The 16,334-nt window shown below is 57.5% G+C and carries 14 protein-coding genes and 1 tRNA gene; 4 read left to right on the top strand and 11 right to left on the bottom strand.

What is annotated here, in order from left to right; genetic code table 11:
* Positions 1-110 precede the first annotated feature (110 nt).
* Positions 111-2,315 carry an OsmC domain/YcaO domain-containing protein gene (locus AB7M25_RS19590; RefSeq protein ID WP_429389916.1) on the bottom strand — a complete coding sequence of 735 codons (2,205 nt, stop codon included), beginning with the start codon at positions 2,313-2,315 and terminating at the stop codon, positions 111-113.
* Between the two features lie 77 nt (positions 2,316-2,392).
* Entirely contained in the window at positions 2,393-3,271 is an 879-nt protein-coding gene (ptrR, locus tag AB7M25_RS19595; protein ID WP_007980886.1) for a putrescine utilization regulator PtrR, read from the bottom strand.
* A gap of 100 nt (positions 3,272-3,371) precedes the next feature.
* Between ptrR and AB7M25_RS19600 the strand changes: the two genes are divergently transcribed.
* Positions 3,372-4,763 carry an aldehyde dehydrogenase family protein gene (locus AB7M25_RS19600; RefSeq protein ID WP_429517907.1) on the top strand — a complete coding sequence of 464 codons (1,392 nt, stop codon included), beginning with the start codon at positions 3,372-3,374 and terminating at the stop codon, positions 4,761-4,763.
* Between the two features lie 50 nt (positions 4,764-4,813).
* Here AB7M25_RS19600 and AB7M25_RS19605 read toward each other — a convergent pair whose 3' ends face one another.
* The 4 genes from AB7M25_RS19605 to AB7M25_RS19620 all read right to left on the bottom strand — a co-directional run bounded on the left by AB7M25_RS19605 (position 4,814) and on the right by AB7M25_RS19620 (position 8,938).
* Positions 4,814-5,002, bottom strand: a complete 189-nt coding sequence (locus tag AB7M25_RS19605; protein WP_429517908.1) for a hypothetical protein — start codon at positions 5,000-5,002, stop codon at positions 4,814-4,816.
* A gap of 349 nt (positions 5,003-5,351) precedes the next feature.
* Positions 5,352-5,873: a DUF3016 domain-containing protein gene (locus AB7M25_RS19610; protein WP_454238369.1), complete on the bottom strand. Its 522-nt coding sequence runs from the start codon at positions 5,871-5,873 to the stop codon at positions 5,352-5,354.
* A gap of 663 nt (positions 5,874-6,536) precedes the next feature.
* Positions 6,537-7,748: an MFS transporter gene (locus tag AB7M25_RS19615; protein ID WP_429517913.1), complete on the bottom strand. Its 1,212-nt coding sequence runs from the start codon at positions 7,746-7,748 to the stop codon at positions 6,537-6,539.
* A 44-nt stretch (positions 7,749-7,792) separates the two neighbouring features.
* Complete coding sequence (locus tag AB7M25_RS19620) at positions 7,793-8,938, bottom strand: alpha/beta hydrolase (protein WP_429517915.1); 1,146 nt, start codon at positions 8,936-8,938, stop codon at positions 7,793-7,795.
* Positions 8,939-9,034: 96 nt separating this feature from the next.
* Between AB7M25_RS19620 and AB7M25_RS19625 the strand changes: the two genes are divergently transcribed.
* The 3 genes from AB7M25_RS19625 to AB7M25_RS19635 all read left to right on the top strand — a co-directional run bounded on the left by AB7M25_RS19625 (position 9,035) and on the right by AB7M25_RS19635 (position 12,225).
* The gene (locus AB7M25_RS19625; RefSeq protein ID WP_454237867.1) at positions 9,035-9,928 is read left to right on the top strand and encodes a LysR family transcriptional regulator; all 894 of its coding nucleotides are present in this window, start codon (positions 9,035-9,037) and stop codon (positions 9,926-9,928) included.
* 162 nt (positions 9,929-10,090) lie between these two features.
* Positions 10,091-10,549, top strand: coding sequence for a DUF6130 family protein (locus tag AB7M25_RS19630; RefSeq protein WP_454238370.1), 459 nt, complete (start codon positions 10,091-10,093; stop codon positions 10,547-10,549).
* A gap of 197 nt (positions 10,550-10,746) precedes the next feature.
* Positions 10,747-12,225 (top strand): DUF1254 domain-containing protein, encoded by a 1,479-nt coding sequence (locus tag AB7M25_RS19635; RefSeq protein ID WP_454237868.1) that lies wholly within the window; start codon positions 10,747-10,749, stop codon positions 12,223-12,225.
* 45 nt (positions 12,226-12,270) lie between these two features.
* Here the strand turns inward: AB7M25_RS19635 and AB7M25_RS19640 are convergent, their stop codons facing one another.
* From AB7M25_RS19640 to pheT, 5 genes are all read right to left on the bottom strand, one after another.
* Complete coding sequence (locus AB7M25_RS19640; RefSeq protein ID WP_218474664.1) at positions 12,271-12,450, bottom strand: hypothetical protein; 180 nt, start codon at positions 12,448-12,450, stop codon at positions 12,271-12,273.
* Positions 12,451-13,123: 673 nt separating this feature from the next.
* Positions 13,124-13,200, bottom strand: a tRNA-Pro gene (locus AB7M25_RS19645).
* Positions 13,201-13,289: 89 nt separating this feature from the next.
* The gene (locus tag AB7M25_RS19650) at positions 13,290-13,646 is read right to left on the bottom strand and encodes a MerR family transcriptional regulator (RefSeq protein WP_003179985.1); all 357 of its coding nucleotides are present in this window, start codon (positions 13,644-13,646) and stop codon (positions 13,290-13,292) included.
* Positions 13,627-13,929 (bottom strand): integration host factor subunit alpha, encoded by a 303-nt coding sequence (gene ihfA / locus AB7M25_RS19655; RefSeq protein ID WP_002553164.1) that lies wholly within the window; start codon positions 13,927-13,929, stop codon positions 13,627-13,629. Before ihfA ends, AB7M25_RS19650 begins: the two co-directional genes overlap by 20 nt.
* A gap of 3 nt (positions 13,930-13,932) precedes the next feature.
* Positions 13,933-16,311, bottom strand: a complete 2,379-nt coding sequence (gene pheT, locus AB7M25_RS19660; protein ID WP_454237869.1) for a phenylalanine--tRNA ligase subunit beta — start codon at positions 16,309-16,311, stop codon at positions 13,933-13,935.
* Positions 16,312-16,334 lie beyond the last annotated feature (23 nt).

A 16,334-nucleotide genomic window follows, 5' to 3' on the forward strand; every position in this document is an offset into this window, starting at 1 on the left:
TGCCAGCCACTGCCCAGGTCATGGCCAAAAAGCGAGTCCACCGCACAGGGAAGATTGTGCTGGCCGCCAAAAAACAAAAAAGCACCCAAGGTGCTTTTTTGTCAGCGCTTTCAGCTGAATAACGTCGCCACCCCGGCCCGCGCCGTATGTAGCTTCTTATAGCTGTCGATCAGACGAAGGTGCCTGTCGAGGCCTTCCAGTTTCATGCTCGTCGGTGTCAGACCATAGAAACGTACGCTGCCATCGACCGACCCTATCGCCGCGTCCATCCGCTCGTCACCGAACATCCGGCGGAAGTTGACCTCGTAGTCGCTCAGTTCCAGATCATCGTCCAGCTGCATTTCCAGCACGACGTTCACCGCTTGATAAAACAGGCCGCGCTCGACGGTGTTGTCGTTGTATTGCAAGAAGGCTTCCACCAGATCCTTGGCCTGATCAAACTTCTGCAAGGCGAGATAAATCAGCAGCCTCAGCTCCAGGATCGTCAACTTGCCCCAAGGCGTGTTGTCGTCGAATTCGATGCCGATCAAGGTGGTGATGTCGGTGTAATCATCCAGCTCGCTGCTTTCCAGCCCCTGGGCCAGCGATCGCAGGCCGACTTTGCTCAGGCTGTGCAGATTCAGGATGTCGGCGCGGAACTGCAGCGCCTTGTTGGTGTTATCCCAGATCAAATCTTCGACCGGATAAATTTCCGAGTAATCCGGCACCAGAATGCGGCAGGCCTTGGCGCCGATATGCTCATAGACCGCCATGTACACTTCTTTGCCCATGTCTTCGAGAATGCCGAACAAGGTCGCGGCTTCTTCGGCATTGGAGTTTTCGCCTTGACCGGAGAAATCCCACTCAACGAATTCGAAGTCCGGCTTGGCACTGAAGAAGCGCCACGACACCACACCGCTGGAATCGATAAAGTGCTCCACGAAATTGTTCGGCTCAGTCACCGCCTGCCCTTCGAAGGTCGGCTGCGGCAGATCATTCAAGCCTTCAAAACTGCGACCCTGCAGCAGTTCCGTCAGGCTGCGTTCCAGCGCCACTTCCAGGCTTGGGTGCGCGCCGAACGAGGCAAATACGCCACCGGTACGCGGGTTCATCAAGGTGACGCACATCACCGGGAACTCCCCGCCCAGCGACGCATCCTTGACCAGCACCGGGAAGCCCTGCTCTTCCAGGGCCTGGATACCGGCCAGAATGCCCGGGTATTTCGCCAGTACTTCCTGCGGCACGTCCGGCAGGGCCATTTCACCTTCGAGGATTTCGCGCTTGACCGCGCGTTCGAAGATTTCCGACAGGCACTGCACCTGCGCTTCGGCCAGGGTGTTGCCGGCGCTCATGCCATTGCTCAGGAACAGGTTTTCGATCAGGTTGGACGGGAAGTACACCACCTCATTGTCCGACTGGCGCACAAACGGTAGCGAACAAATGCCGCGCTGGGTGTTGCCGGAGTTGGTGTCGTACAGATGCGAACCACGCAACTCGCCATCCCGGTCGTAAACCTTCAGGCAGTACTCGTCGAGGATTTCAGTCGGCAGTTCGTCCTTCGGGCCCGGCTTGAACCAGCGCTCGTCCGGGTAATGCACAAACGCCGCATTGGCGATGTCCTCCCCCCAGAACTGATCGTTATAGAAAAAGTTGCAGTTGAGCCGCTCGATAAACTCGCCCAACGCCGATGCCAGCGCGCCTTCCTTGGTCGCGCCTTTGCCATTGGTAAAACACATCGGCGAGTGCGCATCGCGGATGTGCAGCGACCACACATTGGGAACGATGTTGCGCCACGAAGCGATTTCAATCTTCATGCCCAGGTCGGCCAGGAGGCCCGACATGTTGGCGATGGTTTGCTCCAGCGGCAGGTCCTTGCCCGCAATGTAGGTGCCCGCCTCGGAGGTCGAGTGCGGCATCAGCAGCGCCTGGGCATCGGCGTCGAGGTTTTCGACCTCTTCAATCACGAACTCAGGCCCGGTTTGCACCACCTTCTTTACCGTGCAACGGTCAATGGAGCGCAAGATCCCCTGGCGGTCCTTGGCGGAGATGTCCGCCGGTAATTCGACCTGAATCTTGAAAATCTGGTTGTAGCGGTTTTCCGGGTCAACGATGTTGTTCTGCGACAGGCGGATATTTTCGGTGGGGATATTGCGAGTCTCGCAATACAACTTCACGAAGTACGCCGCACACAACGCCGACGAAGCCAGGAAATAATCGAACGGCCCCGGCGCCGAGCCATCACCCTTGTAGCGAATGGGTTGATCGGCGATCACCGTGAAGTCGTCGAACTTGGCCTCAAGTCGAAGGTTGTCGAGAAAGTTGACCTTGATTTCCATGTGCGATTACCAGAATAACGAGCTAAACGATTTGGCCGCCATTATCCGGTTTTTCAGCGCTGACCGTTAACTTTCCACTATTTATCGATCAACGCGACACCACGCTCCTCCAGCAAGCGCACAAACATCGTGAGGCTCTGCGACACCGTCCCCCGGCGCCACACCAACCAGGTGCGCAGATAGCGGAACGACTCCGACAACGGCCAGACGCTGACCGTCGTACACCCCGGCATGCTTTCGAGCATGCTGCGTGGCATCAGCGCCAGGCCGGCCCCGGCGCTGACGCAGGCCAGCATGCCGTGATAGGACTCCATTTCGAAAATCTTGCCGGGCACCGCCGCGCCATTGGCAAACCAGCTTTCGAAATGATGGCGATAGGAGCAGTTGGAACGGAAGGCATAGATGTTTTCGCCATTCACATCCTTGGCCCGATGAATCGGCTCATGATTGAGTGGCGCGATCAGGACCATCTCCTCCTCGAATGCCGGTACGCCTTCCAGCGCCGGATGCAACACCGGCCCATCGACAAATGCCGCGGCCAGCCGCCCCGACAGCACCCCGTCGATCATGGTCCCGGAGGGGCCGGTGGACAGGTCCAGTTCGACCTTCGCGTGCTTCTGGTTATAGGCAGCCAATAGCTCTGGAATTCGTACCGCTGCAGTGCTTTCCAGCGAACCCAGGGCGAAGGCGCCTTGCGGCTCCTCGCCCGCTACGGTGGCCCGCGCCTCCTGAACCAGGTCGAGAATACGTCGAGCGTAATCCAGGAAGCTCCAACCGGCTGGCGACAAGCGCAGGCGGCTCTTCTCGCGGATAAACAGATCCACACCCAGGTCCTGCTCAAGCTGCTTGATTCGGGTGGTGAGATTCGATGGCACCCGGTGGATATGCTGGGCGGCCACGCTGATGCTGCCGTGCTCGGCGACAGCCTTGAAAATTTCGAGCTGGACCAGATCCAAGTCATTCTCCAAACGTGAACGTTATGCTCAGTATTATTCAGTTTTCATAAAACATATACCCCCATAACCTGAGCACATTCCTACCTAGCAGGACGGTGCCATGACCCACGTATCCAGCCTTACCCATGCCATTTCGATCAACCCGACCACGGGTGAGCAGATCGGCCAGTACCCTTTCGAATCCGATTCGGCATTACAGGCCGCGCTGACGCGGGCCACTAGCGGGTTTCGGGCCTGGCGCGGCAAGCCGGTAGAGCAACGCGCGCAGCGGTTGATCAACCTCGGCCAGGCCTTGCGCAACAATGCAGAGGCCATGGCCAACATGATCACCCTGGAAATGGGCAAGCCGATTGCTCAGGCCCGTGGCGAAATTGAAAAATGCGCACAGCTCTGCGAGTGGTACGCCGAACACGGTCCCGCCATGCTCAGCGCAGAATCGACCCTGGTCGAAGGCGGCAAAGCACACATTGAATATCGCCCGCTCGGCCCGATTCTCGCCGTGATGCCGTGGAACTTCCCCATCTGGCAAGTGCTGCGCGGCGCGGTCCCTACCCTGCTCGCCGGCAATACCTACGTGCTCAAGCACGCGCCAAACGTCATGGGCAGCGCCTACCTGCTGCTGGAAGCCGTCAAGCAGGCGGATTTTCCTGAAGGTGTCTTCGAGGTCATCAACGTCACCCCGGACGGTGTATCCAAGGCGATCGCCGATCCACGCATCGCGGCTGTCACCCTCACCGGTAGTGTGCGTGCGGGCATGGCCATCGGCGCTCAGGCCGGAGCTGCACTGAAGAAATGCGTATTGGAACTGGGCGGCTCCGACCCGTTTATCGTGCTCGACGACGCGGACCTCGATGAGGCGGTCAAAGCCGCCGTGATCGGGCGCTATCAAAACACCGGACAAGTCTGCGCCGCTGCCAAACGCCTGATTGTCGAGCAAGGCATTGCAGAGGAATTTACCCGCAAGTTCGTCGAGGCCACCCAACGACTGGTTATCGGTGATCCACTCGCCTCCACCACTTACATCGGCCCAATGGCGCGCTTTGACCTGCGCGACGAACTGGACCAACAGGTGCGCGACACACTGGAAGAAGGCGCGACCTTGCTGCTGGGTGGAAAGAAGGCCGAAGGCACCGGCAACTACTACGAACCCACTGTACTGGGCGACGTGACCGATCAGATGACATCCTTCCGACAGGAACTGTTTGGTCCCGTGGCTTCAATCATCACGGCCCGAGACGCCGCCCATGCGCTGGCGCTGGCCAATGACAGCGAGTTCGGCCTCACCGCCACTATTTACACGCGCAATGGCGAACTCGCCCGGCAGATGGCTGGCGAACTTGAAACCGGTGGCGTGTTCATCAACGGCTATAGCGCCAGCGATCCGCGTGTCAGTTTTGGTGGCGTGAAGAAGAGTGGCTTTGGCCGGGAGCTCTCGCACTTCGGAGTGCGCGAATTCTGTAATGCACAGACGGTTTGGCTGGATCGGCGTTAAGGGCAATGCAGTGCTTCGAGCTGGGTCAGCCTGGAGCGCAGCGCGAACAGTCAGCCTGACATCGCAATCCTCAGCGCCACTGCTGCTTCAAGCAGCTTGTTCGCCTGGGTCGAGACAGCTACGGCCATTTCTTCATCCCCTGCTTCTCTGAGCGTTGCAGCCAGATCGAGCAGCTTCCCCACCTCGGCCTCGATAGTGCGGACGGATTCGCCTATTTGGTATCGAAGTGAATGCGCCATCTCGATCAATCCTCGGAGCAGATTAAAGACAAATCCCACTTGGGCGAATGCTCAAGTCATTCAGTGGCGCGTCACTGACCGCCATTCGATTGCCCCAAAACCATTGTGGAGTACTGAGCAGAGCGTATCGAAAGTTTTGATGTCGTGTCGTACTCCAGCAGCACTTGGCCCAACGGTTACGCCACGGCATTTCGTATTCTGATGTCACACTTTCGTCACACCTATCTAGCACAATACGGTCAGCCAAAGGGATTTGGCCCATCTACAGAGAGCCCGGCCCAGCGCCGGGCTTTTTACTTTCTGGCCCTTGTTTCTTCAAGCCGAACACGGATTCAGAGCGCAGGGTGGTTCAATTCAACCCGCTCTGATGTTGCCCGGCGAATTGTCTCTGGAACCAGTCCGAGAGCATCGCCTTCTCGGAGTAGAGCCTGTCACTTCTGTTCGCACGCCCCGGCCGCTGGAGGTAGAACTGATCCATGACTCTGGCATCGGCCTGGTTCACGATCTGGCCATTTTGTTTGAGTACATAATGTAGATCGATGCTCGGCCAGGTAATGTCGCGCATGAAGCGCACCTCATAGGCATTTATCCTCCAGGGTTCGTAACGACCGGCCAGGTCGATGTTGCGTATTTCAATTTGCAGTTGCTGGTCGGCTGGCAGGTACCGCTCGCCAAGCTTCTGGATGTAGCTGCGCAGCTCTTTCATGACATAAGGATCGGCCCCACGTTCATAGCCCGGACTGTCCAGGCTGGCATCGCTGAATTTTTCGGGGTTATTGAAGACGACGTCGACCGAAGGCGCAGCGGTGGCAAGTGGCACCATGAACAGCGCCAGCAGTGCGATCGAGGTGCAAACGGATATTGAGCGCATGGCATCACCTCCGGGTGCAACGCTTTTCAATGCAGGCTGCACCCTGTTCAGTTTACGCCTGAAGCGCATGCCCGCTGCGTGTGTTTCCACCTGCCAGGCGTTCCTCAAGAACTGGAGGAACAACATGCCAGACGACCTCACTCCCGCTGTATCCTTGAAGAGAGCGGTATTGCGTCAATCAGAGCGGCTCAACGGAAGTGTCCAGCCGTATTGAGGGTCACCGGGCCGTGATCGCCGGTGCCTGAAGCGCAAGGGATATCGGTTAACACAACTCGCACCAAAACAGGATCATACTCGTAGCCAAGCCGCTGGTAACGATCCCGATTCCAAACACGACGCCGAGAAGCAGAGTTTTTGCCCACATGGCTCGAATCTCCGGATACCGCATTCAATGAATGCTTCAGTATGAGCACCGGAGCAAAATCCAAGCCATTTGGCATGGGTAAAGCCGGGCCCAGCGATTGCACTGAAACGGTCTATTCGGGTGGTGAAAAATTCCCCATCACGGGGTTCGCTCACCCTATATTTGGGGCTGAACCACCCACATTCGATGACTCCCTTCATGCCCTCGCAGCAAGTCATTGCGGCATCAAAACCTGGGTGCTACATAACTTCGCTATCAAGGCTTGAGCTACGAAACAGCTTCTTGGCATCTGCTTTCTGTTAACCCTGGTTTCGCGATGTGAAAAACGTCGTCACTGCCGCAAGTACCAGCAAGATAGCGCTTGCAAGAAATGTCATGCGATAACCGCTCCCATCGAACAGCAGCCCGCCGAGGGTAGAGCCCAGCGCAATGGATAGCTGAATGACTGCCACCATCAGGCCGCCACCCGCTTCAGCATCCCCGGGCAACGCCTTGGCCAACCACGACCACCACCCCACAGGTGCCGCTGTCGCGGCCAGGCCCCACAGCCCCAGCAATACAAAAGCTGCCACGACTCCGCCGCCAAGGACAATCAAGGAAAGTGCAATGGCGGCCATCAACAGTGGAATGCAGACCAGGACGCGGTACATGCCGACTTTCAGGAAAGTGCCGATCAGAATGGTTCCGATGACACCCGCCACACCGATGACCAGCAGGATCATCGACAACATGGAGACATCTACACCGGTGACGGTCTCCAGGAACGGGCGCAGATAGGTGAACAATACAAACTGCCCCATGAAGAAAGTGCCCACACTCAACATGCCAAAACTGACCAATGGGCTCTTGAACAATCGAAAGACATTGCCCGCGCCCGCTTTGCGCGGCGCCGCCGTCATGGCTGGCAGGCTGATCCACTGCCAGATCAACGCGATGATCGCTACCGGAACAAGGCAGAAAAAAGCCCCCCGCCAACCCATGACGCTGCCCAGATAGCTTCCCAGTGGTGCGGCCACTACGGTTGCCAAAGCATTGCCGCCGTTGAAGATTGCCAGAGCCTTGGGCACGCTATGGGACGGTACCAGGCGCATGGCCATTGCCGCCGACATCGACCAGAATCCGCCGATCACCACGCCGATCAGCGCACGCCCCATCATGTACACCGTATAGTTTGGCGCCAGACCGACCACCAACCCCGACACACACATAATCCCGGTCAGTAGCAGCAACAGCGTCTTGCGGTCCATTGAGCCAGCAAGCCTGGAAATCGAAAGGCTTGTCAGCACCGCGAAGGCGCCGGAGATGGCGATCCCATACCCGGCCAGTCCTTCACTGATTTGCAGATCCGATGCAATCGGTGTGAGCAAACTGACAGGCATGAACTCCGAGGCGATGAGTGCGAATACGCACAGTGTCATCGCAAAGATGCCACTCCAGTAAGCCTGCAGTTCCCCAGCCCCCGGCGTGCCGAGGGCATCACCAGCCGGGGAGTCGAATACTTGAGTCGTCATTAAAAACCTCTCATCAAATAGTGGTTGGCTGAAACACAGGTCTTTTAGCCGACCACCGTCAGATGCCGGGTAAAAAAGGCGGTGAGTCTGGTCCAGGGAATCAAGTTCACACGGTCGTACAGATCCACGTGCCCCGCGCCGGGAACCCAGGCCAGTTCCTTAGGTTCGGCGGCACGTTGGTAGGCCTCCTCGCTGAACTCTCTGGAGTGCGCCTGATCGCCAGCGATGAACAGCAGCGGCCGCGGGGAAATCGTCTCGATATCGTTGAATGGATAGAAATTCACGAACCGGACTTCACTGGTCAAGGCGCGGTTTTGCGTCAGCTCCAACGTTCTGCCATGAGGGATATGGATACCGCGTGGCGTACGGTAGAAGTCCCAGAATTCACGTATGACCGGGTCAGCATCTTTACCAAGCTGCACTGGCAAATAGTTGAGGAAATGCATTTGCCCGGTAGAGAACTCGCCGTAGCGTTGCTCGGCGGCTTTGACGAGCATGGCCTGGCGTTGCTCGGCAGTCACTGAGTGCCCCAGACCATGACGGGTGACAGCGCCCATGTCGTACATGCTGACAGTGGCCACGGCTTTCAAACGAGAATCCATCTTGGCCGCACTGATGGCAAAGCCACCGCTGCCACAGATACCCAGTACGCCGATACGCTTGCGATCAATGAAATCCCGCGTACCCAGGTAGTCAACTGCAGCGCTGAACGCATCGGCGTACATTTCGGGGGCGACCTGGTTTCGAGGCAGGCCCTCACTCTCTCCCCAGAAAGGCAAGTCAATCGCGAGCGTGACGAAGCCTTGTTCCGCCAGCTTTTGTGCATAGAGCATGGAGCTTTGCTCTTTGACTGCTCCCATGGGATGCCCGACGATAATGGCAGGCGCTTTAGCGTTTGCAGCCAGATTCTTGGGCGTTACAAGATTGCCCACAATTTGAAGATTGTATGAGTTCTTGAAGGTCACCTTTTGCACGGTGACCTTGTCGCTTTTGTAAAAGTTGTCGGCACCTTCCGGCGGGCTGCCTGCACTTTTTGAGTCAGCTGCGAAGGCGGGGCCGACTGCGCCCGAAAGGACGCCAAGAGCCGCAATGCTGACGCCGGTGGCCTTCACGAACTCACGCCGATCAAGCCCTCGAGGGGGCAAGGCTTCTGTAGCTTCAAGGAAGGTTGCAGGTGTCTCGCTCATCATCAGTACTCCGTTCCAGATAGGTGACAGAGCTTGACGGAATCGAGATATCTTGATTAGTAAGGATAATCTTCATGTGGTTTTGAGAAAAATTCAGCAATGGCCAATACCAAAGTCAACGATCTCCAGGCTTTTCTGGCGGTGGCGCGCGACCAAAGCTTTACCAAGGCCGCCGCCAAACTGGGCGTTACGCCTTCTGCGCTGAGTCATACGATCCGGGCACTTGAACAAAGACTGGGGATACGGCTGCTGGCCCGCACGACGCGCAATGTGTCGCCCACAGAGGCGGGAGAAAGGTTGATGCGTTCGATCGCCCCGCTTTTTGACCAGATCACCGCCGAGCTTGAAGCGCTGGGCGAGCTGCGGGACAAGCCCAGGGGCACGATTCGTATTTCCTGTACTGACGATCAGATTGAGTTGTGCATTCGGCCGATGCTTGCGAGCTTCCTGAAGAGCTACCCGGATATCACACTGGAGTTCTACGTCGACTATGGGTTCACCAACGTGGTCGAGGAGCGATTTGATGCGGGTATTCGCCTGGGCGAATCGATCAGCAAGGACATGATCGCCGTTCGCATAGGGCCGGATTGGCGGTTGGCAGTAGTGGGTTCTCCAGAATACTTCGAACGCAACCCGGCACCCACAACCCCCCATGAGTTGACCGGGCATGACTGCGTGAATATCCGACATAGACCATCAGGTGTGATCTACGCATGGGAATTTGAAAGAAATGGCCAGGCTTTTACAGTCAAGGCAGATGGACAACTTGTGTTCAACAGCATCATGCATGTTCTCAATGCCGCCGTTGATGGCGTTGGCCTGGCCTATGTACCAGAGGAATTGGTAGCACCGTATCTAACCGACGGCCGACTCAAAGAAGTCTTGGCCGACTGGTGCCCTGAGTTTCAGGGCTACCATTTGTATTACCCCAACAGACGCCAGGCATCTCCCGCCTTTTCTGCGTTTGTGGAGGCGCTGAAATATAGAAGCTGAGCGCTCTGCATTCGACGCGCTGCTATCTGTCGCGAAGGGCTGCAGCCACCTGTGGGCTCAACCGGTCGATGAAACAAGCAGCCGATTCAGATTTCAAATACACACGGGGGCAATACTCGGTTTGATCTAGGCTTGAATGAGATCACCCGGGAGAAAAACACCATGTCCCTCTCTCTCAGAAATCCATTGGCCTTTGCTTTGGCGGTGTTCTTTTGCGCAGCCGCGCGCGGTGAAGAAATAGCAGACGCCTATCACCCACCGGCAATACTTCCCCTTGAATCTGAGACGGCGCCCAGACTCATTGCCGAGCCGCCGCTTGCCGAGCCTCTTGCCCGCGGAGTCGTCATTATCCAATACCGCGCAGAGCACGCGAGGATCATGCCGGTGTTTGGTAAGGCGGCGGCTGATGTATCACCCCGCCTCGGGCATCTTCACGTGACCGTCGACGACTGGAAAGGTACATGGGCACACACCAGTGAAGACCCGATTATCCTGGTCGGACTGCCCCCTGGCACTCACCAGGTTCTTCTTGAAGTGGCCGACCCGACTCACAAGATCCTTACCAGTACGACAGTGCGTTTCATCGTTCCGGAAAAGAAACCAGCTGACGCCCCTCATTAGTCGCCACTTCACTTCAGTTGACTGCTTGCCGCAATCCAAGAAGTTTGCCCCCAACATTGGCTGCCCCCCAGTCAATAGCGGGGGTTTGCTTCATGACCTACGCTCAGATACGGCAGTAAACCAGCTGGAGTCTCGACGTGTTCAAACGCTGATCAAGACATCCAGGGCAGAGATGATTTGGTCAGGAGCGACAAAGGATGAAACCGGAATATTCAACTTGCATGAAATGGATCGCCATCGCTGCCGCTTCGGTGGCGCTTATATCAGGCTGTGCCAGCAAGAACGACCCCGTGGCCCAGGCCGAAAAAGCCGATGCAGCCAAGGGCATCGCCGCGCCCAGCCTCACGGAAACGAAGGCCATCGCCGAGGAAGCCTTCATCTACGGACTGCCGATCGTAATGAACTATGCGGTCATGTATGAGTACGCCGTGGACAAAAGCGGCCCGCAGTTCAAGGCCCCCTTCAACCAGATCAAGAACGAACCCCGTGTCTTCACTTACCAGGATACGGCCATCGTCACGCCCAACAGCGATACCCCCTACTCCTTCCTCTGGCTGGATCTGCGCGCTGAGCCCATGGTGCTCACGGTACCCGCCGTGGAAAAGAAACGGTATTACTCGGTGCAACTGATCGACGGCAACACCTACAACTACGGCTACATCGGCAGCCGCACCACGGGGAACGGCCCAGGTAACTACATGGTGGTCGGGCCTGACTGGAAGGGCTCCATGCCACCCGGCATCAGCAAAGTTTTCCATTCGACAACGCCCTTCACGGTGGCCGGCTACCGAACCCAGCTCTTCAATCCCAAGGACATGCCGAATGTGGTCAAGGTGCAGTCCGGCTACAAAGCCCAGCCGCTATCGGCGTTTTTGAAGCAACCGGCGGCGCCTGCATCGCCGGTTATCAATTTCCCTCCAACCACCACTGCGGGGATCAAGGAGAACTTCTTCGAATATCTTGATGCCGCGCTCCAGTATGTACCGCCAACACCGGAAGACCGGGACATTCGGGCTCGAATCGCGAAAATCGGCATTGGACCGGGCAAGAGCTTCAAGCTCCAGGACCTCTCGCTCGAGCACAAGGCCGCTGTCCTGCTGGGCATGAAGGAAGGTGACGAGAAGGTGGACAAGTGGTTGTCCGGCGGACTCAAGAACGTCAATGGCTGGGGCATCGGCTCGTACTTTGGCGACCGCCATTTCTACAATGGCGACTGGTTGAAGCGCGCGGGCGCGGCCAAAGGCGGTATTTACGGCAACGATGCCGTGGAAGCCACTTACCCCATCACCCGCACAACCGCGACCGGCGAACCACTCGATGGCAGCAAGCATAACTACACACTCACCTTCCCGGCGGGGCAACTGCCGCCAGTGAACGCCTTCTGGTCGGTGACGATGTACGACGGCAAAACACAGCTCCTTATCAAGAACCCGATCGACCGCTATCTACTGAACTCGCCCATGCTGCCCGGCATGAAAAAGAATGCCGACGGGTCACTGACCCTCTACATCCAACGGACCTCGCCCGGCAAGGCGCTGGAAGGCAACTGGCTGCCCGCCCCCGACGGCCCGATTTACCTGGTGATGCGCCTCTACTGGCCCAAGGAGACGCCACCTTCAGTCCTGCCGGCTGGCGAAGGCACCTGGAAGCCAGCAGGCATCGTGGTATCGAAATAGAACCCGCGCCAACTCGCGCAGATCCCCCGGCATTTGTCGGGGGGTTTACCGTTCCAATACAAGCCTGTCTTCGCTGACAGGCAACAGGTGTGGTGCATTTATCCTGCCTTCCAGTCTGTTCACGAACGCCAGAGCTTCGGCATAGCTGCGAAACGTGACGCACCACGCGTTCATCCAGACATTCCAGTCTTGCGGTGTCCGCGCTTTTTCGATTTTTATCAGCATCCTGGCATCCCTCCTTTGTGCGGTTTAACCCAGTCTCGAACCGGGGAAAAACCGAAATGCGGCGTGTGAACTTTCGTCTGCGTGTCCCGGTTGAAGGTGTGGGGAGAACAGCCCACAAGATGAGGAGGAGCAGATGCGGATTTGGCGGCATCAGAAGCTTGCGTCAAAGCGAACTGCAGGACCTGTCTTTGCTTACCTTCCTCGAGGCGCATTTAAAGCGGATGGAGGGGGGATTAGAAAATCAATAATCATCAAAAATGTATCTATAGGAGGCTTGGCGGGACTTGCCGGGACAATCTGCGGGGATGGTGGTCAGCCTGGATGTTGACGCATCCGATCAGGCTGTTTTTTTCGCTTCGGTGTAGGGATTTTGTTGGTGCAGGCCTGGCAGGCCGTAAATCGGCAGTGACAAGGCGATCACGCAAGCGCTTGTCGGAAAACAGAGCGTGGCGTTTGATCGTATCGAGTTGGATGAATGGGCGGACGCCTACAGCACGGTCAGAGCAAGGACTGGGTTTTACCGTACAACGGCAACGCGATGCACCGAATGTATGATTCAGCTTGGAAGAAAGCGCGGGTGAGAACGACGAATCTCTGGCGGGAGGAAAACCTTCGCCCCGCTCACCAATGAAAAAGCCCAACCGATTAGAGTTGGGCTTTTCATTGAAAAATATGGTCGGGACGGAGTGATTCGAACACTCGACCCCTAGCACCCCATGCTAGTGCGCTACCGGACTGCGCTACGCCCCGACTAGGCGTGTTACCCGTTCCTCATCTCGAGGAACGCTCAAGAATATATCGCAAGCTTTTGAAAACTGGAAGTATTTAAAAGCGAGAATTTATTTCTTGAGTACAACCAGAACATCTTCGAGCTCGGCGATCATCTGGCGGATCATTTGCTTGTATTGGGTGGTGTCGTCTTTGGCTTCATCACCGGACAAACGCAAACGCGCTCCGCCGATGGTGAACCCCTGGTCATAAAGAAGCGCGCGGATCTGCCGGATCATCAGCACGTCCTGGCGCTGATAATACCGGCGGTTTCCGCGGCGTTTGACCGGGTTGAGCTGAGGAAACTCCTGCTCCCAGTAGCGCAGCACGTGTGGTTTTACCGCACACAGCTCGCTGACTTCACCAATGGTGAAGTAGCGTTTGCCCGGGATGACGGGGAGCTCGTCGTTATGACTTGGTTCCAGCATAAGCCTCAACTCGGGCCTTCAACTTCTGCCCTGGACGAAAGGTGACCACACGGCGAGCCGTGATCGGGATTTCTTCCCCCGTTTTCGGATTGCGGCCAGGCCGCTGGCGTTTGTCCCGAAGGTCGAAATTGCCGAAACCGGACAATTTGACTTGTTCGTTGTCTTCGAGAGCGTGCCTGATTTCTTCAAAAAACAGTTCGACCAATTCCTTGGCCTCCCGTTTATTCAGGCCCAGCTCTTCATACAGACGTTCCGCCATCTCAGCTTTCGTCAGAGCCCCCATACGTCACTTCCTTAACGTGGCGTTCAACCTTTGTTCGAGCGAGGTGAGGATGTTTTGCGTTGCGGTATTCACCTCATCGTCATTAAGAGTGCGCGATGGATGCTGCCAGGTCAAGCCGACTGCGAGGCTTTTTCTATCAGGATCAATGCCTTTACCTTGATACACGTCAAATAGCCTGAGGTCTGTCAGCCATTCGCCTGCATTTTCACGGATTACGTCCAGTACAGCCGTGGCTGCAACATCTTTGTGCGCAATCAGTGCAAGGTCACGACGCACTTCAGGAAAGCGCGATAACTCGTGGAATTTAGGCATTTTGCCCGATGCGACTTCCGCCAGAACCAACTCGAAGACGAAGACCGGACGGTCGAGACCGAGCGTTTTCGACAACTCGGGGTGGATCGCGCCAATGAAGCCGACCAGACGACCATCGCGTTCGATGCGTGCGGTTTGGCCCGGGTGCAATGCCGGGTGCTTGCCTGGCACGAAAGTGAACGCATCCAGGGCACCGGCGAAGCCCAGTACCGCTTCCACGTCAGCCTTGACGTCAAAGAAGTCGACGGTATCGCGACCCTGCGCCCAGCCTTCCGGCAAGCGACTGCCGCAAACCACACCGGCGAGCATCGGCTCTTGCTTCAAGCCTTCAAGCTGACCAACGAAACGCAGGCCGCTTTCGAACAGGCGTACGCGATCCTGCTGACGGTTCAGGTTGTGCTGAAGCGCCTTGACCAGACCCGGCCACAAGGACGAACGCATGGCGGCCATGTCATTGGAGATCGGATTGGCGAGCAGCAACGGCTCAACACCCGGATTAAACAGTTCGAACTGTTTCGGATCGATGAAGCTGTAGGTAATTGCTTCCTGATATCCACGGGCAACCAGCAGGCGGCGCAGTTCAGGCAGGTCGCTACGGGCTTCGGCCTTGGCTTGCGGCGCCAGACGCGCTTGTGGATAACGAACCGGCAGACGGTTGTAGCCGTACAGGCGTGCCAGTTCTTCGATCAGGTCGACTTCCAGACTGATATCGAAGCGATGGCTTGGCACTTCTACGCGCCACTGCCCTGCCCCGTCGGCCGTAATAGTCAGGCCCAAGGCATTGAGCAGGCGCTCCACTTCAGCCGAATCCATTTCCATACCCAGCATCTGGGTAATGCGCTGGGCACGCAGGGTGACCGGAGCAATGTTCGGCAGGTGCTGCTCGCTGACAGTCTCGATGATCGGACCCGCTTCACCGCCGGTGATTTCCAGCAGCAGGCCAGTCGCGCGCTCCATGGCCTCGCGGGCCAGTTGCCAGTCCACGCCACGCTCATAGCGATGGGATGCATCGGTGTGCAGGCCATAGGAACGGGCCTTGCCTGCCACGGCGATCTGGTCGAAGAAGGCACTTTCCAGGAACACATCACGTGTGGTCGCGGACACACCGCTGTGCTCGCCACCCATGACACCAGCGATTGCCAGTGCGCGGGAGTGGTCGGCAATCACCAGCGTATCGCTACGCAGGCTGACTTCCTGACCGTCGAGCAACACCAGCTTCTCGCCGTCTTCGGCCATGCGCACACGGATGCCGCCGTTGATTTCGGCGAGATCGAAGGCGTGCAGCGGCTGACCCAGTTCCAGCATCACGTAGTTGGTGATGTCGACGGCAGCATCGATGCTGCGCACGTCGGCACGACGCAGACGCTCTACCATCCACAGCGGCGTAGGCCTGGACAGGTCGACGTTACGGATTACACGACCCAGATAACGCGGGCACGCGGCGGGTGCCAACACTTCTACCGAACGCACTTCGTCATGCGCGGCAGGCACCGAAGCCACTACCGGACGGCTGACCGGAGCGGCGTACAAAGCACCCACTTCACGGGCCAGGCCGGCCAGGGACAGGCAGTCGCCACGGTTCGGGGTCAGGTCGACCTCGATGCTGGCGTCTTCCAGGTCCAGGTAAACGCGGAAATCCTTGCCCACCGGCGCATCGGCCGGCAGCTCCATCAGACCGTCGTTACCTTCACCGACCTGCAGCTCGGATTGCGAGCACAGCATGCCGTTGGACTCAACGCCACGCAGCTTGGCCTTCTTGATCTTGAAGTCACCTGGCAACTCGGCGCCGATCATGGCGAAAGGAATCTTCAGGCCCGGGCGCACGTTGGGCGCACCGCAAACCACCTGGAAGGTTTCCGAACCGTTGCTGACCTGGCATACGCGCAGCTTGTCGGCGTCCGGGTGCTGCTCGGTGCTCAGCACCTCGCCAACCACCACGCCACTGAAAACACCGGCGGCCGGCGTAACGCTATCGACCTCAAGACCGGCCATCGACAGACGAGCAACCAGCTCGGCGCGACTTACCTGCGGGCTAACCCAGCCACGCAGCCATTGTTCACTGAATTTCATCCTGCTCTCCTAAGAATTCGTTA

Source organism: Pseudomonas sp. AP3_22 TE3818 (assembly GCF_053628995.1).